Below are 21,742 nucleotides of genomic sequence, written 5' to 3'. Positions count from 1 at the left end.
CCCAATGAGCGAAGACCTGCAAGACATCGACACGACTGAGGCCGCGAATGCGCCGGCGCCTGCCGTCCCCGAGCTCTCGCAGCTGCTGGTGCACCTGCTGAAGGGCGTGCTCTACCGCGATGACGACGAGAAGCTCTGGGCCAGCCTGCTGCGCCTGCAGGCGCGCGTGCGCGAGCAGGCGGTGGTGCTGCTGCTGGACCTGGTGCTGGACGAGGCCGAGGGCTATGCCTATCTCAAGAGCCGGCCCGATCCGGACGAGTCCGATGCCGCGCCGCGCCTGCCGCGGCTGATCGCTCGACGCCCGCTGTCGTATCCGGTCAGCCTGATGCTGGCCCTGCTGCGCAAGCGTCTGGCCGAGTTCGACGCCGGTGGCGGCGATACGCGTCTGGTGCTGTCGCGCGAAGACATCGCCGAACTCATGCGGGTCTTCCTGCCCGATGGCAGCAACGAGGCGCGCCTGATCGACCAGGTCGACGCAACGATTTCCAAGGTGGTCGACCTGGGCTTTCTGCGCAAGCTGAAGCCCGCGGCCGGCAGTACGCAGGATCGCGGCCACTACGAGGTGCGGCGCATCCTGAAGGCCTTTGTCGACGCGCAGTGGCTGGCCGAGTTCGATGCGCGCCTGGAGGTCTACCGCACTGCCCTTTCTGCCGGCGACAGCAAGGGCGACTCCGATGCTTGAGGCGCCCACACTCGGCCTGAGCTTTGTCTCCGACGACAGCCGCGTCGGCTTTCGTCTGCAGACGCTCGAAGTGCTGAACTGGGGCACCTTCGACAAGCGCGTCTGGCGCTACGCGCTCGATGGCCGCAACGGCCTGCTCACCGGCGACATCGGATCGGGCAAGTCGACTCTGGTGGATGCCCTGACCACACTGCTGGTGCCCGCGCAGCGCGTGGCCTACAACAAGGCGGCCGGCGCCGACGCGCGCGAGCGCTCGCTGCGCTCCTATGTACTGGGCCACTACAAGAGCGAGCGCAACGAGGTCACCGGCAGCGCCAAGCCGGTGGCCCTGCGCGATGCCTCGAGCTACTCGGTCATCCTCGGCGTGTTCCGCAACGAGGGCTACGACCAGGCGGTGACCCTGGCCCAGGTGTTCTGGCTGAAGGACCCGGGCGGCCCACCGGCGCGCTTGTTCGTGGCGGCCGAGCGTGCGCTCGGCATCGCCGAGGACTTCAGCGGCTTTGGCAGCGACATCACCGGCCTGCGCAAGAAGCTACGCGCCCGCGGCGGCGAGCTGTTCGACGGCTTTCCGCCCTACGGCGCCTGGTTCCGTCGCCGCTTCGGCATCGAGCACGAACAGGCCCTGGAACTGTTCCACCAGACGGTGTCGATGAAGTCGGTGGGCAACCTCACCGACTTCGTACGCAGCCACATGCTGGAGCCCTTCGATGTCGGCAGCCGCATCGAGGCCCTGATCCGCCACTTCGACGATCTGGACCGCGCGCATCAGGCGGTGCTGAAGGCCAAGCGTCTGACCGAGCGTATCGTCAACGCCATGCGCGGCTTCAAGGAAGAGTTCAAGGCCGAGACCGTCGAGACCGACGTCAGCCTGGCTGCGCTACCCGAGTACGAGCGCATGCTGGCCGGCCTGCGCGGCGACGACCTGCCGCGCTTCGAGGCGCGCTTCAAGGAGCTGCTGAACGTCAACACGATCAACGAGATTGCCAACTTCAACGCGCAGCTGGCGCGCGAGCGCGAGACCATCAAGGAACGCGTCGACTTCATCAACCAGTCGCTGGAGGCGATCGACTACAACCCCGGCCGCTACATCAAGCTGGTGGCACAGCCGAGCCCCGATGCCGAGATTCGCGACTTCCAGCAGGACCTGCGTGCCTGCACCGAGGGCGCGCTGACCGGCTCGGGCGACGAGCAGTATTCCGAAGCCAAGTTCCTGCAGGTCAAGGCGATCATCGATCGCTTCCGCGGCCGCGAGGGCTTCGCCGATGCCGACCGCCGCTGGACCGCCAAGGTCACCGATGTGCGCAATGGATTCCTGTTCTCGGCCAGCGAGCGTTGGCGCGCTGATGGCGTCGAGCATGAGCATTACTCCGACTCCGGCGGCAAGTCCGGCGGGCAGAAGGAGAAGCTCGCCTACACCGTGCTCGCTGCCAGCCTGGCCTACCAGTTCGGGCTGGAATGGGGCGCGGTGCGCTCGCGCAGCTTCCGCTTCGTGGTGATCGACGAGGCCTTCGGTCGCGGCTCGGACGAATCCGCCCAGTACGGACTGCGCCTGTTCCAGCAGCTCAACCTGCAGCTGCTGATCGTCACGCCGCTGCAGAAGATCCACATCATCGAGCCTTTCGTGGCCAGCGTCGGCTTCGTCCACAACGAGGGCGGCCGCGACTCGCGCCTGCGCTGCCTGTCGATCGAGGACTATCGCGCGCAGAAGGCAGAAGGTGCTTCTGGAGGCGCCAGCGCATCATGAGCTGGACCACGCCAGCGGACCTGCGCGCGCAGGTGCAGCGGCTGTGGGAGCGCGGCGAACTGCTGCGTGCGGCGGTTTCGGATGCCATGGCCTGGCCGCTGCGCTTGAGCTTGAAGGCGCCCAGTGCAGGCGATCTGTCCGACCGCTTCGAGGCGGTGCGCGAGTGGGTGCGCGCGCTGGCCGACACGCCGCAGATCCGCATCGAGTGGCGAGAGTGGAACCACCGCGTGCAGGGCGCGCAGCGCCTGCCTGGTTCCGTGTGGCTGGACGACCTGTCGTCTGCCCTGGGCTTGATCGGGAAGTCCCGCGAAGCGCAGCGATTCGTGGCGCTTTGGCAGCAGACGGGACTCGTGCAGCCAGCGCTGCAGAGCTGGCTGCTCCGGCGCCCCCTGCATGCGCTGGAGTTGGCCGATCGCTGGCCGCGACTGCTGGCCGTGATCGACTGGCTGCAGATGCATCCGCGTCCCGGCGTATACCTGCGTCAGGTCGATGTGCCGGGCGTGGACAGCAAGTTCATCGAGGCGCATCGGGGCGTGCTGATCGAACTGCTGGATCTCGCGCTGCCGGCTGAGGCTGTCGATCCATCAGCGAGTGGCGTCGCCCAGTTCGCTCGACGCTACGGCTTTCGCGACAAGCCGGTGCGTATTCGGTTTCGCCTGCTGGATGCACGCGTGCCGACGCTGCCGGGCTGCGAAGGGCTTGCGGACATCACGCTGGACGCAGCGAGCTTCGCGGCATTGGAGCTACCGATCGAGCGCGTCTTCATCACCGAGAACGAGACCAACTTCCTGGCCTTTCCTGAAGTGCCTCGCGCCATGGTCGTGTTCGGCGCCGGCTACGGCTGGGAAGCCTTGGCGCAGGCGGCGTGGCTGAAGCGCTTCGCCCTGCACTACTGGGGCGACATCGACACTCACGGCTTCGCTATCCTCGACCAGCTGCGCGCCATGCATCCGCAGGCCGCCTCTCTGCTGATGGATCGCGAAACGCTGCTCGCACATCGAGAGCAGTGGGGCGAGGAACCCGCCCCCCTTCGCCATGAGTTGACCAGATTGACGCCATCAGAGCGGGCTCTGTACGACGATCTCCGCTTCGATCACTACCAGCCCAGGTTGCGGCTGGAGCAGGAGCGGATCGGCTTCAGTTCGGTGGTAGAGCGGCTGGCGCGACTTTCATCCTCCGCCTGACTCGCCGAGTGGAAAGCCGGAGTTCGAGGCGCTCTCAAGAAACAGACCCCTCAACCACCTTTGGAGCCGTTGCCCGGCGCCCGAAGGCCGGCTGTTTGCAGGAGCGAGCTTCCTCACGACCCGCAGTGTGGTGCAGGGCGCAGGCTGCGGTCGCCTGCCAGCAAGCTCCTACACACAGCGCGAGCGGGAGAATCACAGCGCAAGCCAGTGGATCCACGTTTCTTCCAGAACACCGGGGCCGCGGTGCGGGGCTGGGATGCCCTCAAGCCAGAGCGGCGAGCAGCATCTTCCTCAGCAGCCCCTGCAGCCGCCCCGCCCTCACCGAGTCGTAGCGATGGCTGCGTTCGTCCATGTAGGTGACCTGCGCGAGTTCGAGCTGGATCGCATCGATGCCTTCGCTCGGACGGCCGTAGTGGCGGGTGATGTAGCCACCCTTGAAGCGGCCGTTGGCGACCCAGCTGTAGTCGGTCTGCTGGCCGAGCAATGCAGTGATCCGCTCCAGCCGCGCGCTGCTGCAGCTGGCGCCGTCTGCGGTGCCGAGGTTCAGATCGGGAAGGCGACCTTCGAACAGCATCGGCACTTCGCTGCGGATGCTGTGGCCCTCCCACAGCAGGGCATGGCCGTGAGCGGCCCTCAATCGCGCGAGCTCCGCGGCCAAGGCCGAGTGGTAGGGCTGCCAGTAGAGCTGCCGTCGTCGTTCGATTTCCGCCGCATCCGGCGCATGGGCTTCGCGATAGATGGCCTCGCCGCTGAAGGCGATGGTCGGGCACAACCCGGTTTCGGCACGCCCCGGATACAGCGCGCCGCCATCGGGCGGGCGGTTCAGGTCGATGACGTAGCGCGAGTAGCGCGGCACGAGGATGGATGCGCCGAGCTCGCGGGCAAAATCGTACAGCGTGGCCACGTGCCAGTCGGTATCGGGCACGCGGCGGGCGGCGTCCTGCAGGTGCGGGGCGATGTCGTCGGGAATCGCGGTGCCGTCGTGTGGCAGGCTGATCAGCAGGGGCGCGTTGCCGGGGTGCAGCTCGTAGACGTCGCTGGCGGAGTGGTTCACGCAGGGCGGCGGGCGTTGGCGAGGGTGGGCACAGCCTAGCGGGTTGCGGGGCGGGATGAATACCTTCGCCGGCGGATGGTGCGATGCGGAGCCGAGGTTGCTGATCCTTTGAGGGCGCCTAACGACCGCGGTGCGACGCATGGATCCAGCGCTTGGCAAGCGTGCTCTGAACCAACGGCCGTCGCGGCCCGTTGCGCATTCGCGCAGTGTTCTCAGGGCCTGAGTGACGCGTGAGAGGCATCAGACTCGCAAGGCATCAGAGGGCGCGGCGCTATCGAAGCCTGCGATGTGATCCAGGCACTCGCGGGCCAGGGCCCACCCTATACGCGTGTTGGACTGACGATGGCGGGATCGATGATCGGCTCACGGCCGCAGATCAGATCGGCGACGAGGTGGCCGCTGACCGCCGACATGCTGACGCCCATCATGCCGTGGCCGGCGGCGATGACGAGGTTCTGCGCGCGCGGGGCACGGCCGATGAAGGGCAGATCGTCCCAGGTCATGGGTCGCCAGCCGAACCACTCCTCCTGCTTGCTGCCGCCCACCGGCTCGTGCAGGAACTCGGCAGCGCCGCGTTCCAGCGCAGCGAGGCGCACGCGGTTCAGGCTCTCGTCGTAGCCGCTGAACTCCATGGTGCTGCCCAGCCGGTAACCATCGGACCAGGTGGTGACGCAGACCGAGCGCTCTTTCAGCACCATCGGGCGTCGCGGTGCGAGGCCGGGACGGGTGTAGGTGATCGAGTAGCCCTTTCCGGGCTGGATAGGCAGCTTCAGGCCCAGCTGATCGGCGAAGGCGGGGCTCCAGGCGCCAAGGGCGAAAACCAGCTCGCGCGGGCGCAGCTCGCCGCGGCTGGTGTGGACGGCCGCCACCCTGCCCTGCGCGGTGTCGATGCGCTCGACACTCACGCCCTCTTCGATCTCGCCGCCCAAGTCGCGGATGCGCTGCGCCAGCGCTTTGAGGTAGCGATCCGGTCGCAGGTGGCCGTCGTCCGGAAAGTAGATGCCGCCGGCCACGCCAGGCTTCAGCGCAGGCTCTTCGCGCTCGACGCGCATGCCCTCATGCACCTCGGCGCGGATGCCGAACTCGGTGAGCGCTGGCAGATCCGCGGCGACCTCGTCGAACAGCTGCTGCGTGCGGAAAACGTAGGTCAGGCCCGTATCGCTGTGCTCGCAGTCGAGCCCGTGGCGCACCACCGCTTCGGCCAGCAGCTGACGCGAGGCATTCAGCAGGATGGCACGCTTGGCGGCGGAGTCGCGCCAGTCACGGCGGTTGCAGCGCGCTGAGAATCGCAGCAGCCAGCGCCACAGCGCAGGATCGATGCGAGGTTTGACGTAGAGCGGCGCATCGGGCTTCAGCATCCAGCGCAGCCCCTTGGCGATGACCCCGGGCGCGGCCAGCGGCGGCGCGTGGCTGGGGGTGAGGGTCCCGCAGTTGCCGTGCGAGGCGCCGGCGCCGACGTGGCGGCGTTCCAGCACCCGCACCTGGCGCCCCGCTTCGAGCAGATAGAGCGCACTGCACAGGCCGATCACACCGCCACCGAGGATCAGCACTTCGTCTTGATCGGAGCCGGGCTGCGACACGGGACAGGATTCCTTGCGGGTGGATAACGGCAGTCAACTCTAGCGCTGAGGGTGCGGCGAACACGTCGATGCGGTGCCGCAGCTCCCAATCCGCCTAGGGCGACCCCTTGCCCGCCGAAGATTTCCGGATGCCGGGGACATCGCACCCACCGGGCGCCACGCCTTCAAGTGCGCGGCCCTGTTGGTGAAAACCGCGCTGTTCATTGGCATGGTGGGCCAGTGCCCACCCTATGATCGCGTGGTTGTGTAGTGATCACGCTGGGCCCTCGCCCGCCCCATGGTCCCTTCGTGGTGTGGGGCTGGCGACGGATCGACGTTCAGCTCAGGGCGTCGGGTCGACACGCTCGACGCTGTAGCCACGCGCCCGCAGCAGTTCGACCAGGCCGATGTCGCCGACCAGATGCAGGGCGCCGACGATGACGAGCGTGTCCTCGTTTCCGGCCAGCATGGCCTCGATCTGCGGCAGCCAGCGGCGATTGCGGTCCTCGTTGAGCAGTTTGGCGGTCACCGGCGTCTTGGTGACCAGCTCCTCGACCATCAGGCGCTCGATGGCATCGATGTCGCCGGCGCGCCAGAAGCCGTGCAGCTCGTCGAAGCGCTGCAGCATCTCCTCGCGCGGGCGCAGGGCTTCCTCAAGGCCTAGGACCTGCTCATTCATTGGCGCACCGGACAGCGCGGCGATCTGGTCTGCGACAGTCTCAAGGCCGCGGGTGGGTTTGCCGTCGGCTTGCGCGCGCTGCATGAAATGCGTGTCCATGCCCAAGGCGGGGTTGAAGCCTGCCTGCATGATCATCGACACCGTCATATTCAAGGTGATGAACCAGGGCTTCATGCTGTCGGAGCCCAGCACCGCGGCCTCGCCCATGAAGGCTTCGAGCTTCTTGCGCGTGTATTCCGGCAGCACGGCGCGCAGGCTGCCGCCGTCTTCGAAGCGCGCAGCCTGCATCAGCCCACGAGCGAGATCCGGCGACTGCATCTCGGCCGGCGAGATCTCGAACACCAGCGCATCGGCGCCGGCATAGGCCAGTTCGATGCTCGGGTCCATCGGATAGTCCTGCTCTTTCAGCATGTGGAAGCTGCCGAGTAGATGCACCTCGGTCTCACCTTTCTTGGCTAACCACAGCAGCGGGACAGGGCGCGCAACCGCGGCGACCCCGAACAGCAGGCCAGCGGCAAGGAAAAGGGTGCGGGCAAGCAGGCGATTCATCGAATGGACTCCAGGGACAGGTGGCGCATCAGGAAGCAGGAACGTCGGCACTGTGACCGTAGCGCGCTTCGCCCGCCGAGACGAGCGCGCGCAGGCGGTTTTCCGGTGGCGGCAGCGGACAGGTGCTGTACTCGGTGTAGGCGCAGGGTGGATTGATGGCGCGGTTGAAGTCGAGCAGAACGCGCCCGTCCACCACTTTGTCGGTGTAGAGGAAGCGGCCCGCGCCATAGCTCTCGCGGCGGTTGCTGCGGTCAGCGAAGATCAAGAAGAGTGAATCCCCGGGATCACCCAGCGCTTCGAGCGTATGGGTGGCGCCTTCGAGCTCGAACACGAGCCGACCCGGGTTCGGAGTGGGCTCGATCTGGCCAAGCACGTTCACGATCGGAATCGTCTGGCCCGGAGGATGCGCCTCGAAGCGCGCTTCGGTGACGAAGCGCGGCGCCGGCGGGAACCAGTTGAGGCCCTTGAAGGCCCGCAGCGTGGGCGCCTCTGGGCTGCGCACGCGAAGCGCGTAGCGACCGCCGCGCTCGATCAGGCCGAGGCTGCCGCCCTCGAAGTCGACGCGCGTCGGCGTTTCGGTCTTGTCGGCGAGGATGAGGAGCTCGCGGCTCGCGACCTCGGCGCCGTCGCGCAGCACGCGCGCGCCCTCGGCCAGCACAAGCCGCACGGACATCGCTTCGGGCAGGAGTTCGATCCGCCCAAGCCGAGCGGGACCGACCGCGAGCCGGACCGCATTGGCCTCATCGCTGCCGAGGCTGTGCTCGCCGGGCTCAAGCCAATGCAGGCCGACCAGGGCCATCCAGCCGTCGGGGCTGCGCAGGCTTTCCTCGCGCCCCCTGCGGAAGGCTTGCAGAGACTCCAGCCAGGCCTGCGCATCGGAGGCCGCGGTCGGCCGGACTTCGGCATCGTGCGACGGGACTGCAGGCGTCGCGACGGTTGGAACCGGCTCCAATGCCTGCGGGCCGGGACCACCGGCAAGCGCCAGCCCGGCAAGGATCAGGGCCGCAGACAGCGCCCGATCCCGCGTGAATCCAAGCGCAGCGACGCCCACCCTCACCTCCCCCGCAGAAACAGCCGGTCCAACTCGGCCAGGCTGAGCTGGGTCCAGGTGGGGCGGCCGTGGTTGCATTGGCCGCTGCGCTCGGTGGCCTCCATGTCGCGCAGCAGCGCATTCATCTCCGCCACCGTGAGCTGGCGGTTGGCGCGCACCGAGGTGTGGCAGGCGAGTGTCGACAGCAGTTCATTGCCGGCCTCCTCGATGCGCCGCGTGCGGCCGTGTTCGGCGAGGTCCGACAGCACGTCAAGCACCAGCTGCTTGGCGTCGGCGCCGGCCAGCAGCACCGGTACGCTGCGGATGCTGAGCGACTGCGGGCCGGTGCGCTGCAGCTCGATGCCAAGCGCCGCCAGCGCCTCAGCCTCGCCTTCGGCAAGATCGGCCTCGCGCTCGCTGACCGCGAGTTCGATCGGCACGAGCAGGGGCTGAGAGCGGATGCCCTCGCCTTCGCGCTGGCCCTTGAGACGCTCGTAGGTGATGCGCTCGTGGGCCGCGTGCATGTCGACCAGCACCAGGCCCTGCGCGTTCTGCGCGAGCACATAGACCCCGTGCAGCTGGGCCAGCGCATAGCCCAAGGGCGGCGCCTGGCTGGGATCTTCCTGCGGAAGCGGATTGGCGGCGGCGGGTGCTGCGCCATAGAGCGCACTGTAGGCGGCGATCTGCTCGCGCAGCGGCATGCCGACCTGTTGCGGACGCTGGCCGAAGCCGGCCGACTGCAGGCCATAGCCGACGGGACCGGCACCGTGGCCCGCGCCGGGAAACGCCCCCGCTGAGCCGCCCAGTGCTGACGGCTGCGTGCCGGCAGCTGTCGTCTGAGCAGCGCCCGCGTGGAGGCTCGCGGGCTCTCCGCCCTGCCCCGCCGCCACGGCACCTGCGCGCGTTCCAGCCAGCGCCTCATGCAGGCTGCGGAAGATGAACTCGTGCACTAAGCGGCCATCGCGGAAACGCACCTCGTGCTTGGCCGGATGCACGTTGACATCGACCTTGCGCGGATCGATTTCGAGAAACAGCACGAAGGCCGGATGGCGTCCGTGGTAGAGCACGTCGGCATAGGCCTGCTTGACCGCATGCGCGACCAGCCGGTCCTTGACGTGGCGACCATTGACGAAGAAGAACTGCTGGTCGGCCTGGCTGCGCGAGGCCGTCGGCAGGCCGACCCAGCCGTGCAGTCGCAGGCCTGAGGCCTCGTGCTCGATGCGCAGCGCGCCGCGAGCGAAGTCCTCGCCCAGCGCCTCCGACAGCCGCTTGTCCAGGCTGGACTCGTCCTCGACCGGGCGATAGTGCTTGCTGATGCGGCCGTTGTGCTTGAGCTTCAGCTCGACCTGCATGCGCGCCAGCGCCAGCGTACGGACCAGGTCCTCGGCATGGCCGTATTCGGTGCGCTCGGCGCGCAGGAACTTGCGCCGGGCCGGCACGCTGTAGAACAGATCGCGCACCTCGATGGTGGTGCCCGGCGGATGTGCGGCGGGCTCGGGCGCGCGCAGGCGGCCGCCCTCCACTTCCACGCGCGTCGCCGTGGCCTGCCGCGCGGGCCTGGAGGTGATGCTGAACTTCGACACCGCCGCGATCGATGGCAAAGCCTCGCCGCGGAAACCGAGCGTGCCGACCTGCTCGAGATCTTCCAGCGAGGCGATCTTGCTGGTGGCATGTCGCGACAGCGCCAGCGGCAGCTCGTCGGCCGGAATGCCGCAGCCGTCGTCGCGGATACGGATCAGGCGGATGCCGCCCTCCTCCAGATCGATCTCGACGCGCGTGGCGCCGGCGTCGAAGGCGTTCTCCAGCAGCTCCTTGATCACCGAGGCCGGGCGTTCGACCACTTCGCCAGCAGCAATCTGATTGATCAGGGTGTCGGGCAGCAGCTGGATGGGCACGGGAAGCAGGAATCCATGAGCGGGCGCCCATGATACGCGGCCGGATCGCTGCTCCCTTGCCCGGCATCTCCTCCGTTGAGCCCAGGCAATGCGCCTGAATACGTATGCCACGCCGGCGGGGGCATGGTTGCTGCGGAATACCGATCAATTGCCGCTACTCTTAGCGCCCTGTTCGCATTGCGATTTCCGGGCCACACGATGGGCTTCATCCACACCTTGGCCGCCGACGTTGGTGGCACCAATGCGCGCCTCGCCTGGGTCGAAGTCGAATCCGGCGGCCGCAGTGCGCCCATGGTGCTGTCGGCCAAGACCTACCGCTGCGCCGACTTCAGCGGGCTGCCAGCGATCATCGAGCGCTTCCTGTCCGAGCACCCCGGGCGACCCGCCGCGCTTGCGCTGGCCTGCGCCGGCCTCCGGCACGGCCGTGAGGTGATCAATCGCAACCTGCCCTGGCGGCTGCTGCTGGACCCTCTGGAAAGCCTCGCCGGCGAGGCACCGCTGCACCTCAGCAACGACTTCGAGGCGCTGGCGCGCGCGACCCGCTGGGTTGCCGCGGACGCTGGCGTGAACCTGTTCGCTGGCGACGTGGGCGAGACTCGGGCGCCGGTGTTGGTGCTCGGCCCGGGCACGGGCCTGGGCGCGGCCCTGCGAGTGCCCGTTGCCGACGCCGAGGTGGTCGTTCCCACCGAGGGCGGGCAAGCGGGCTTCGCTCCGGCCAGCGATCTGGAAGCTGCGGTGCTGGATCTGCTGCGCGACGAATTGGGGCACGTGTGCACCGAGGCGGTGCTGTCGGGCCCCGGTTTGCTGCGCTTGTATCGCGCGCTCGGCCAGCTGCGTGACCAGGTCGCTGCGCTGGAGTCTCCGGAAGCGGTTGGCGCGGCCGCAGTCGCTGGCGAGGACGTACTCGCGGTTGAGGCCGTGAGGGTGTTCTGGGGCGCGCTGGCCAGCATCTGCGGCAATTCGGTGCTGAGCCTCGGCGCCTATGGTGGCGTGCTGCTGGCCGGCGGCATCCTGCCCAGACTCATGCCCCTGTTCGATGCCGGAGAGTTTGCCCGCCGGTTCTGCGACAAGGGGGGTCTGGCCCCCGTGCTGGCACAAGTGCCGGTGCGCCTGATCGAGCACGGCCAGCTGGGCATCGTCGGGGCGGCCATGGCTGCCGCGCCTACGGTCTGAGAGGCCGCGCCGCGCCACTCCGCGGCCACGGCGGCAGCGCTGGGAAATACCGGCTGGCGCCCACGCTTCGCGGTGGCGGTGCGGCCGGTCAGGCCGCGATTTGCAGCACGTCGACCAGTCGGCGTTCGATGTCGATCAGATCGGGGATGAAGGAGTATTCGTCGCGCAACAGCACACGCATCAGCGCGCCGTCGGGCAAGTCCCCTTCGTCTGCCGGTAGCAGTGCATCCGCGGACACCGTGGTCAGGCGGGGAAAGCCCTGGGTCAGCAGGCAGAAGTACGGTAGACGCGGGTGGCCACCCAGCGCGCGCAACACAGCCACCTTGGCACCCAGTTCGCCCTCGTCGCGGGCAAGGCCGGCGAGGCGCGCGAACGAGACCAGCGGCAGGCGCCAGCCGCGCCAGCGCAGTCGCCCCAGTACCCAATCGGGCGCCTCGGGCAAGGCCTCCGGTTCCGCGAAGGTGATGATCTCCGCGATGTTGGCGTTCGGCAGAAGCAGGCGGCCACCGGTGACAGAGATGGTGACGCCGCGGATGTCTTTGCGTTCGATGCTCATGGACGGGCCTTGCGGAAACTGCGGACGCGCGTGATCGGCGCGGATGGGGTGGGCGGCCTCAGCCGTAGCGCTGCACGCAGCGACGTGCGAGTTCGGCCGGGCTGCCCATGTAGTCGACGACGCCGCGCGCACGCGCACCGTCCACCATCGAACTGACCACGCAGGTTTCCGGATCCTGTGCCCAGACCAGACCACCCCGCTGGTTCAGATACACCGAGCCCTCGACCGCATCCGCCGCCATGCCGCTGAAGATGATGGCGTGGGCATGCGGGCCGAAGGTATCGGCGACATCGTTCAGCACGTCGTCGATGCACGGGCGATAGCGAGTATCCGGATTGGACTCGCCCAGCTCGACGGCGCCCTCCGCGGTCAGCTTGAAGCGCGCCCCCGAGGCCACCACCAACACCTCGCCGTCACGAGCCGCCAATCCTGCCATGGGCACCCGCACCGGCAGCCGGCTGGCCTTCTGCAGCTGCTGGGCCAGGCGCTCGAAGTAACCGTTCTCAAGGTGCTGCACGACCACGAACAGCGCGGGGAATCCTGGCGGGATTTCAGCGAGGAAGCTGCGCACCGCATCCGGGCCACCGATCGAGGCGCAAAGCACGATGACCCGACTGAGGCCCTCGGCGAACGGCGCCGGCGGATGTGAGGAGACAGCGGCCGCGGGAATCGGTGGCGGTGTCGGGCTGCTGGGGGTGAAATCGAAACCGGCGCCGAGGTCCTCTTCGACCGCGGCTGCGCTCGGGGCGGCAGCCGCTTCCGCTTCCACCGCCTCGGCGGCGCTGGCTGCCGGCACGGCCTGCTGGGGCAGCTCGTGGAGATCGCGCAGCCATGCCCCCTCGCGCATGCTGCCGGGTGCAGCTTCGACCGCTGCGCCAGCGGAAGGCGCGGGGCTGTCGACCTCGATGGGCTCCAGGCTCAGGCTGAGATGGCTGAAATCGAAGTTGCGGGTCGGCGCTTCAGGCGCCTTGACGCCGGGATCGATGAAGCCGTCGTCGAGCGGCTGCAGCGACAGCTCGCCGAAGCCCTTGCGCGGCGCGGGCGAAACGTCCGGCACCGGCTGCACGCGAGGCGCGGGCTCCGGCACCCGGCTCGGCGCGGGCTCGACCGCGTCCGAACCGCGGTCCCGCGGCAGATCGAAGTCCAGCGGCGGCAAGTCCACCGGGGCCGGGCGCTCCGGCTGCTCATCGAGCGCCGCGGCGAGCCGAGCGATTTCCTCGTCATCGATCGCGGACTCCAGGGTCAGCGTGCCGCCCAGCGAGGCGTCCTCGGCGTCGAAACGCGCCACCGGAGCGGACGTCGACGCTTCAGCCGCGGACTCCGGCTCGACAGCGGCATCGAAGTCGCTGAAATCGAAGGCTTCAAGCTCCAGCGACTCAGCCCCCCCCATCGAGTCAGCGACGGGCTCGGGCACCACGCGGTCGACAGGCGCCGGCGCGCTTTCCGTCGAGAGTTCGGATTCAAAGGCCACTGGATCGAAACTGAAGCCGGTCTCCGCGAAGTCGGTGACTGCAGATTCATCGGCTGCGGCATCGAACTCTCCCGCCGACGCTTCGAGGTTGGTTTCGTTCGGCGCCGCCTTCTCGAATGCGAACTCGTCGACCTGGAAATCCTCAAGCACCAGCGTCGCCAGTTCGATGTCCTCGGCACCGGCATGCGTCTCGCCAAGCCGCGTAGGCTCAGCTGTCCCGGACTCGACGGACAAGGGCTCGGCCCCACGAGGCTCGTGCACTTCGCGCGCCTGTGTCGCCCCGCTATCGTCGGGCGACACCATCGGCGCACTCGCGCCCGCGAGGGGTTCGACTGGCATGGGGTCGAGCCCCATGGCTTGCTGCAGCTTGAGCAGCATGTCGTCGGGCGAGACCTCGCTCAGATCCTGCTCGAACAGGGCGGAGAGATCCATGGACTCCAGCGTATCGCTGCCTTCCGCCACGGAAGGAGTCGCCTCGCCGGCATGCTGGGGCGATTCCGCCGCCTGCACTGGGCTGAAATCGAAGTCGAGGCCCTCCAGCGCCGCGGCCGGCTCCTGCGTGGCCAGTTCCAGCCTCGGGCTCGATGGCACCTCGCCGCTGTGGCCCAAGGCCTCCTCGGCGTAGTCATCGAAGCGCAGATGGTCCTGCTGCTGCGAGGGCGTCATCGGGCGGCCCGGCTCCGGCAGCACGCTGAGCTCGGGCAGGCGCTCGGCGCCGCTGGGCGGCGGGGGCAGGGTGTCACGCACACCGAGCACCTTCGCCGCGAGGTGGCGAGCCCAGCGCGCGAGATCCCAGCCAGTCAGCTGACTGGACACCTCACCCTCGTTGAACACAACCGAGGTGTCCGGGGAATCGAAGAGGTCCTGCAAGGCGTCGAGGTCGTCCTCGACGCCGGGTTCGAGGTTGACGATCAACACCTGCGGAGCGCGACCGACCAGCGCCCCACCCTGGCGGACCTCGCCTTCGAAGACGAGGTCCGCGCCCAGTCCCACGAGGGCCTGGCGCAGCTGCTCGCGGGCGGCATCGGCCGGCCCGAGCAGGGCCACCGACACGGCCGTGCGGACTTCAGCGACCGCGTTCACGACGAACCTGCAGGATTTCCTGGACGTTGCGCATCAAGTCGGCCTCCTGGTAGGGCTTGCCGAGATAGCGATCGACGCCGATCTCGAAGGCGCGCTGGCGGTGTTTGTCGCCTGTGCGCGAGGTGATCATGATGATCGGCACGGACTTCAGGCGTGCATCGTTGCGCATGTGGGTGGCCAGCTCGTAGCCATCCATGCGCGGCATCTCGATGTCCAGCAGCATCACGTCGGGCACGCGCTCGGCGAGCTTCTCGATGGCATCGACACCATCCTTCGCGGTGATGACTTCGAAGTTGTGGCGCTCCAGCACGCGGCCCGTGACCTTGCGCATGGTGATCGAGTCGTCGACCACCATGACCAGCGGCACCACGCGCTGATCCTCCGGCGCGACCGGCTCGATGGCGTGCTCGATCGCAGCCGCACGGCGAACAAGCGGGGCGACGTCGAGGATCACCACGACACGGCCGTCACCCATGATGGTGGCGCCGAAGATACCGGGGATCGAGCTGACCTGGGGGCCGGTGGGCTTGACGACGATCTCGCGGCTGCCGAGCACGTTGTCGACGCAGATCGCTGCGCGCTGGTCGCCCGAACGCGCCAGCAGCACGGGCACCTGCAGGCTGTCCGCCGCCTTCGCCGCGGGCTGGCCGAGCAGCAGTCCGAGGTCGTGGATCGCGTAGTCCTCGCCGGCGTAGCTGAAGCTCGGGCTGCCCGAGGCCAGCTGCTTGTCGAGTTCGGCACGATCGATGCGCGACACGCCCTGCACCGAGGTGATGGGAATGGCGTAGGAGGTTTCGCCCTGCTTGACGAACACCGCCTGCGTCACCGCCAGGGTGAAGGGCAGCCGGATCACGAACTCGGTGCCGCGGCCGCGCTCCGATTCGATGTGCAGCGAGCCGCCGAGCTGGCGGATTTCGCTGTAGACCACGTCCATGCCAACGCCGCGACCGGCGATCTTGCTGACCGTCTGCGCCGTCGAGAAGCCGCTCTCCAAGATGAAGCCGTAGAGGTCGCGGTCGCCCAGTTGGGCGTCCGGCTTCATCAGGCCGCGCTCGATGGCCTTGCGGCGGATCGCGTCGCGATCGAGGCCACGGCCGTCGTCGATGACGCGGATCAGCACTTCGGAGGCCTCACGGGCCACCGTGATGCGGATCGTGCCCTCGGCGGGTTTGCCCGCCGCACGGCGCTCGTCCGGCGACTCCATGCCGTGCGCCACCGCGTTGCGGAGCATGTGCTCCAGCGGCGCGGTCATGCGATCCAGCACGTTGCGGTCCATTTCGCCCTGGGCGCCTTCCACCTTCAGCTGCGCCTGTTTGCCCAGTTCACCGGCGGTCTGGCGGAGGATGCGGCGCAGGCGCGGGACCAGCGAATCGAAGGGCACCATGCGCGTACGCATGAGGCCTTCCTGCAGGTCCGAGCTGACGCGCGACTGCTGCAGCAGCAGGGTTTCGTACTGCCGGGTCAGATCTTCCAGCGTGTGCTGGAGGTTGATGATGTCGGCCGCCGACTCGGACAGCGCACGCGACAGCTGCTGCAGGGTCGAGAAACGGTCGAGTTCCAGCGGATCGAACTCGGCGTCACCCTCGTCCTGCTGCCGCTGGTAGCGCGAGAGAATCTGCGCCTCGGTTTCGATTTCAAGCTTGCGCAGCTGCTCGCGCAAACGCGTGGTGGTCTGATCGAGTTCGCCCAGGTTGCCGCGGAACGCACCCAACTGCTGCTCAAGTCGCGCTCGGTAGATCGCGACCTCACCTGCGTAGTTGACGAGGCGATCGAGCAGGTCGGCGCGGATGCGGATCTGCTCCTGCGGCGCACGGCTGACGGTCTCCTCTTCGTCCAGCGCCGTTTCGGTCGGAATGAAGCGGATCGGCGCCGGTGCTTTGGCGGCAACGGCAGGCGCTTCGACCACGCTCGGAGCCGCTTCGACCGCGCTGGGCTCGGTCGAGACGGTCGGCAGCGTTTCGCCGCGCAGCAGGGTCTCTACCGCCGCCAGCAGGTGCACGGGCGTCGCGATGGCGCGGCGCTCGCCCACCCTCGACACGAGGTTGTGCAAGCGGTCGAACGCGCGCTCCAGCACCTCCACGCCGACCGTGCCCAGGTCACGGCCACCCGCGGCGACGGCTTCGAGCAGGGACTCGGTGGCGTGCGCGAGATCGCCGATCGGGTTCAGGCCGGCCATGCGCGCGCCACCCTTCAGGGTATGCAGGTCGCGCTGCAGGCCGATCACCAGCTCCTGCTCGTGCGGCGCGTCGCGCAGGCGCGACATCAGGCCGTCGGAGTGGTCGAGGATGTCAACACCCTCCTCCAGGAACACATCAAGGAGATCGGCATCGACGTCGGTCAGATCAAGCGGCCCCTCGGGGTCGGCGTCGGCCGGAATCGCGAGTTTGCCCCCTGCCGCCGCGGCAGGCGGTGCCGAGATCGAGGGCTCGGAAATCGCTTCCTGCAGAGCGGGCTCGCCGCCGATCCTGTCCAGATCTTCCAGCACAGCCTGCTCGACGATGACTATGTCATCAGTCTCCAGCGCCACAGGCGGCAAGGCCGATGGCGCCTCCTCGGCGGTTGTCGACTCCGCCTCGGGATAGCCTTCGGCTTCAAACCCCTGTTCGCCAAGCTCTGCGACCGCCTCGGTCGCAGAGGACTCGAGGTTCGGCTCTTCGAGTTCTAGCGCTTCAAAACCGAGCTCCTCTGCCGACGTCGCGGAGTGTTCAAGCGTCGCAGGCGTCAGGTCTTCGCCCATCGCCTCGCTGGAGTCGGGCTCCAGGAGGTTCGATTCAGGAACGATGACTTCGTCCCGCAATGCGGGTTCGAGCGTGCTTTCGCCTGGTGCGTCGAACTCGATCAGCTCGAGAGCTTCCAGCGAGATCGTCTCCGGCAACGCCTCGCCCTCAGGCGCCTGCGGCCCGGCCACGCGTTCGAGGGCCTCATGTGCCTCCGACTCGGCTGCGAGCTCGCTTCCCCCGTCGAGGCTGTCGCTCCCGCCGTTCGCTTCGGCAATCGGCTGCGCCGCCGCCATGTCCTCGAATGCGGGCTGCGTCGGCTCGGACTCGGCCAGAAGGCTGCGGATGAGCAGCTCGTCCTCATGGTCGGACAGCAGGGTCTCAGACATGTCCGACGCGGCGACTGCGCGGTCCGCTTCCGACTCGGCAACCAGGTCGACGGCGCTCGTTTCACCTGGCAGCGCCGCCTGCGCGGCCTCACCCGCGACCTGCTTCTCGAACTCGGCCAGCCACGCGTCAGCCGCCTCGGCCTCGCCCAGTTCGTCAAGCGTCAGGCTCGAATCGACGCTGGGCTGGAGTGACACGGACTCGGTATCCGACCAGTAGGGCGAAGGCGCCCCACCCTCGGTCTCGATGATTTCAAGATCCGCGGACTGCGCCTGCGCCTCCGGATCGAAGGGTTCAGAGGATTCCAGCTCGAACGCAAAGGACAGCTCGCCGCTGTCGCCGATCTCGGAGGCGCTCGCCTCTTCGGCCAGGAACACCGGTTCCACCGGCACCGCCGGCTCGGTCTTGGCCTCCATGGGCGCCGCTGCGGAGACATCCGCGCCCGCAGAGGACGTGGCCTCCATGCCCGGGATCGCCTGGGTCTCCGCGGCGAGTTCATCCTCGATGCCAACGTCGATGACGGGACGCGTCGGCTCCGGGAGGGCGTCGCGCAGCGCGCTGATGCGCTGGGCCAGGCGCGTGTGCCGCGCTGGCCGTGGCATCGGCTGATCCAGTTCGATCATCAGAGCACGCAGGGCTTGCGCTGCCTCCTCGATGCAATCGAAGCCGATCTGCGACGGCGCGGCGGACTGCGCCAGCAGGCGCTTGATGTATCCCTCAAGCGGCCAGGCCAGTTCCGTACCGACCTCGACCTCGGTCATCGCAAAGGCACCGCTGATCGTGTGGACAGCGCGCAGCAGCGATTCCTGCACCGGCTGCGGCGCGCCCGCACTGCGGGTCAAGTAGGCCTCGACCGTGTCCAAGTGCCCCGCCACCTCGGCCTTGAGGATCTCGAACAGATCGGGATCGATCAGAACCAGATTGCCGGCGGGCTCCTCTTCCGCCAGTTCGAAGCCGGCCGACAGGTCCGCCGGCACGAGCGACTCGATCGCGCCCCCAGCGTCGAGGGCGGAAGCCTCCACCGCGTCCGGCGCGTCGGCTGCATCCTCCACCACGGGCTCGATCGACCACGATTCCACGGGCACTTCGGGGCCAATCGCTGCCTCCGACTGCGGAGCTTCCTCCAAGCCAGGCAGCGGCATCTCCGTGAGCGCAGTCGCCTCCTCCGTATGCGCATCGGGACTGCGCTCATCCGCTGCCGGTTCGGCCGGCTGCGGCGAGGAAACGTCTGGCGTCAGGGCATCTTCAAGGACGGATGGCGAGACGTCGTCAGCGTGCTCCTGCCCGGCCGAGGCGCCAGAAAGGAGGGCCTCGATGGCAGCGGCATCCTCGGGCGACAGGTCGATCACTTCCTCGGCGACGACGATCTCTTCGGCAGGCTCAAGCTCGGCCGCTTCGGCTTCGGCTTCGGCCTGGACATCGCCGGATGCGGTACCTGCCAGCGTCTGACCAAGCGGCGCCTCAGTTTCAGGAACTTCTGCGACCAGCGGCTGCGGGCGGTACTGGACGAGCTGCCCACTCGCCAGAGCTTCCGCGACCTGCTCGATGCCCTCGAGGTCGGCGTACTGGCCGGTCTCCCCTCTGAGTGCGGCCAGCAAGCGCGGCAGGACATCGCGCGTTTCGGCAACGAGGGACACCACCTCTGGCCCCGCCGCAATCGACTTGTCGAGCACACGGTTGAGCATGTTCTCGATCTTCCAGGCGAACTCGCCCAGCACCATCGCGCCGACCAGGCGGCCACTGCCTTTCAGAGTGTGGAAAACCCGACGGATCGGCTTGAGGGATTCGACGTCCTCCGGATTGGCCTGCCAGGCGGGCAGAAGCTGGCGAAGGTTGTCGATCTCCTCCTGCACCTCCTCGACGAAGACCTCGCGGATTTCTTCGTCGATGTCCTCGGCGCCCAACTGGAAGCCGACGATCTCCTTGCCTGCGGGCGCCGCTGGCGGCCGCGTGGACTCTGTCTCGGCCGGCATGAAACCTGCCAGATCGTGCACCTCGCGCGCCGGCTGCAGGGCCTGCGCGGCGGTCTCGCCGACCACGAGGTCGCTGAGATCCTCACCGGGCACCACGTCGACGGCGCCCAGGCTCGCAAGGTCAGGCACCTGCGGATGTTCGGGCACACCGGAATCGACCACCAGACCTTCGGCGGCGTGTCCATCGTGGGCGACCACGGGAGCGTCCGCTTCGGTATTGAAGGCCTCGACCGCTGCGGCCTGCTCGGCTGCATCCTGGGGAGCCACCGGAATCTCGGCTTCCGGAGCGCTGAGCGCGTGTTCCGGCACCGGCCAGTAGCCGAGCTGGGTCAGACGCTCACGGGCGAGATCGAGGATCTTGGTGCGGTCTCCACGCTGTTCGCGGACGGACTCCAGGTAGTACTCCAGACTGGCCAAGGCATCAGCCAGCGTGTCCATCTGCTGGCCGTTCGGCACGCGGCGATGCTGCACCAGCTCAACCGCGGTGAAGCGCCCCACAGCGTGCAACAGCGCTGCGGCGTCGCCGAGATCGAGCATGCGCCCGGCACCAGCGACTTCTTCGAGCAGACGCGGCACGTCCGTGAGCTGGGCATGGTCCCAGTTGCTCTCGACGAAGGCGACGAAGCACTGCTTTGCCTGGGCGAAGTTGCTCTGGGCCTCCTTCAGCACGGCCTCAAGCACCTTGCGTGCTTCAGTGCGCGGCAAGGCCTCGGCAGCACCGGTCTGGGCGTGAGGACTGCCAAGCTGTTGGACCTGATCGTCGAGCGTGGCCTCGACGTAGAGCAGTGCGCCAGCGATGTCTAGGAGGGTGGACTCATCCGCCGGACGCTGGCCCTGGGCGACCAGCGAAACCACGTCGCGCTGCTCCATTACCACGCGACGCGGCACGCCAAGCCCGAGCATGCCGAGCGTGTCACCCACGCGATCGAGCACGTCGACCTGGCCCGACAACTCGCCGGGCTGGGCGTCAGGCTTGCGCAGGTAGAGGTCAAGCGCATCCTTGACGCGCAGCAGGTCCTCGCGAATGGCGCCAGCCACGGTGTCGAGCAGCGCGCGGTTATGTCCGCTGATGCTTCGCCGTGCGTCCTCGAACTCCTCGGCGGTAGGCACGAACATGTCGAGCCGGAAGGCCTGACGCACTTCGACCAAGCGATCGCTGCTGGCGCGGCCGTGCGCGATGAAATACAGCAGATTGCGGGTGAGCTCGCGCGGCGGATCCACCCGGAATCCGGTCTCACCGGCGTCGGCGAGATGCTTGATCTCACGCTCGACGCGCCCGACGGTCTGCTTCAGCGCGGCGCTGGCTTCGATCTCGCCGCTGCGCACGCCATGAATCACCGAACCGGCCACCCAGAACAGGCGACGGCCTTCTTCCTGCGTGATCGTACTGACCAGGCGGTCGCAGACCTCGACCATCCGGGCCAGATTGGCATCTTCGTCCTGGCCCTTGAACCAGCGCAGCAGAGCAATCTGGAACTGACTGCGCGCAACGCCGCCAAGCTGGCGCAGTTCCAGCTCGGGCAAGGGTACGGCCGGGCCGGCCGCCGAACCGGGCAGCGGCTGGGACAGATCCGGCGCGAACAGCGCGCTCTCGGGGAGACCCTTCTCGCCGCGCGCGGCGCGCAGGTCGTTGAGCAGGGGCAACAGGACGATGGGGATGTCCTTGTGGCCGCTCTGCAGGCGCTCCAGGTAGTCGGGCAACTGGACGATGCCGCGCATCAGGACCGCATAGGCCTCATCGAGGGCACTGACCTGACGGTTCTGCAAGGCGGTGGCCAGGTGCTCCATCTCCTCGGTGACCATCGCGGCACCGTAGAGCTCGACCATGCGCAGCGTGCCCTGCACCTGGTGCAGGTAGGTCGCGCAGAAACGCATCTGCGAGGCGTCGTCGGGATCCTCGACGAACGCCTCAAGCGCAAGCCGCGCCTGCTTGAGGGTTTCGTCGAGCTCGCCCTTGACCCAGGTGAGCGTGGTGAAGTCGATGTCGTCTTGCAGCCTCATGCCGG

General features: G+C 68.1%; 11 protein-coding genes and 2 pseudogenes. 5 read left to right on the top strand and 8 right to left on the bottom strand.

Annotation, left to right across the window (positions count from 1 at the left end; genetic code table 11):
- Nucleotides 1-4: 4 nt before the first annotated feature.
- The 4 genes and pseudogenes from BLP83_RS03755 (at nucleotide 5) to BLP83_RS03745 (ending at nucleotide 3,610) form a co-directional block, all read left to right on the top strand.
- Nucleotides 5-682, top strand: a complete 678-nt coding sequence (locus BLP83_RS03755) for a DUF4194 domain-containing protein (protein WP_091238997.1) — start codon at nucleotides 5-7, stop codon at nucleotides 680-682.
- Nucleotides 615-908 (top strand): annotated as a pseudogene (locus tag BLP83_RS19350) (ATP-binding protein); the annotation flags it as partial. The gene BLP83_RS03755 and the pseudogene BLP83_RS19350, both read left to right, overlap by 68 nt.
- 561 nt (nucleotides 909-1,469) lie before the next feature.
- Nucleotides 1,470-2,426: pseudogene (locus BLP83_RS19345) on the top strand (SbcC/MukB-like Walker B domain-containing protein); the annotation flags it as partial.
- Nucleotides 2,423-3,610: a DUF3322 domain-containing protein gene (locus tag BLP83_RS03745; protein WP_091238993.1), complete on the top strand. Its 1,188-nt coding sequence runs from the start codon at nucleotides 2,423-2,425 to the stop codon at nucleotides 3,608-3,610. The pseudogene BLP83_RS19345 and the gene BLP83_RS03745, both read left to right, overlap by 4 nt.
- 262 nt (nucleotides 3,611-3,872) lie before the next feature.
- On the opposite strand, the gene hutG is transcribed toward BLP83_RS03745, so the two are convergent.
- The 5 genes from hutG to mutL form a co-directional block, all read right to left on the bottom strand.
- On the bottom strand, nucleotides 3,873-4,664 hold the full coding sequence (gene hutG, locus BLP83_RS03740; protein WP_245679938.1) for an N-formylglutamate deformylase: 792 nt from the start codon (nucleotides 4,662-4,664) through the stop codon (nucleotides 3,873-3,875).
- Nucleotides 4,665-4,984: 320 nt separating this feature from the next.
- Nucleotides 4,985-6,244: an NAD(P)/FAD-dependent oxidoreductase gene (locus tag BLP83_RS03735; RefSeq protein ID WP_091238988.1), complete on the bottom strand. Its 1,260-nt coding sequence runs from the start codon at nucleotides 6,242-6,244 to the stop codon at nucleotides 4,985-4,987.
- Nucleotides 6,245-6,566: 322 nt separating this feature from the next.
- Entirely contained in the window at nucleotides 6,567-7,451 is an 885-nt protein-coding gene (locus BLP83_RS03730; RefSeq protein WP_091238986.1) for a TraB/GumN family protein, read from the bottom strand.
- A gap of 28 nt (nucleotides 7,452-7,479) precedes the next feature.
- Entirely contained in the window at nucleotides 7,480-8,502 is a 1,023-nt protein-coding gene (locus BLP83_RS03725) for a DUF1684 domain-containing protein (protein ID WP_176763995.1), read from the bottom strand.
- A gap of 2 nt (nucleotides 8,503-8,504) precedes the next feature.
- Entirely contained in the window at nucleotides 8,505-10,376 is a 1,872-nt protein-coding gene (mutL, locus tag BLP83_RS03720) for a DNA mismatch repair endonuclease MutL (protein ID WP_091238981.1), read from the bottom strand.
- A gap of 198 nt (nucleotides 10,377-10,574) precedes the next feature.
- On the opposite strand from mutL, the gene BLP83_RS03715 reads away from it, so the two are divergent.
- Complete coding sequence (locus BLP83_RS03715; RefSeq protein ID WP_176763994.1) at nucleotides 10,575-11,549, top strand: glucokinase; 975 nt, start codon at nucleotides 10,575-10,577, stop codon at nucleotides 11,547-11,549.
- 88 nt (nucleotides 11,550-11,637) lie between these two features.
- Here BLP83_RS03715 and BLP83_RS03710 read toward each other — a convergent pair whose 3' ends face one another.
- From BLP83_RS03710 to BLP83_RS03700, 3 genes are read right to left on the bottom strand one after another with little or no spacing between them, the layout of a single operon-like run.
- The gene (locus BLP83_RS03710; RefSeq protein ID WP_091238975.1) at nucleotides 11,638-12,105 is read right to left on the bottom strand and encodes a chemotaxis protein CheW; all 468 of its coding nucleotides are present in this window, start codon (nucleotides 12,103-12,105) and stop codon (nucleotides 11,638-11,640) included.
- Nucleotides 12,106-12,163: 58 nt separating this feature from the next.
- Nucleotides 12,164-14,659, bottom strand: a complete 2,496-nt coding sequence (locus BLP83_RS03705; RefSeq protein WP_091238973.1) for a chemotaxis protein CheB — start codon at nucleotides 14,657-14,659, stop codon at nucleotides 12,164-12,166.
- Nucleotides 14,643-21,737, bottom strand: a complete 7,095-nt coding sequence (locus tag BLP83_RS03700; RefSeq protein ID WP_091238970.1) for an Hpt domain-containing protein — start codon at nucleotides 21,735-21,737, stop codon at nucleotides 14,643-14,645. The genes BLP83_RS03705 and BLP83_RS03700 overlap by 17 nt, the downstream gene beginning before the upstream one ends.
- Between the last annotated feature and the right edge of the window lie 5 nt (nucleotides 21,738-21,742).

This window comes from Aquimonas voraii (assembly GCF_900101825.1).
Classification (GTDB): Bacteria; Pseudomonadota; Gammaproteobacteria; order Xanthomonadales; family Xanthomonadaceae; genus Aquimonas; species Aquimonas voraii.
This window is presented reverse-complemented; position numbering and strand designations above follow the sequence as displayed.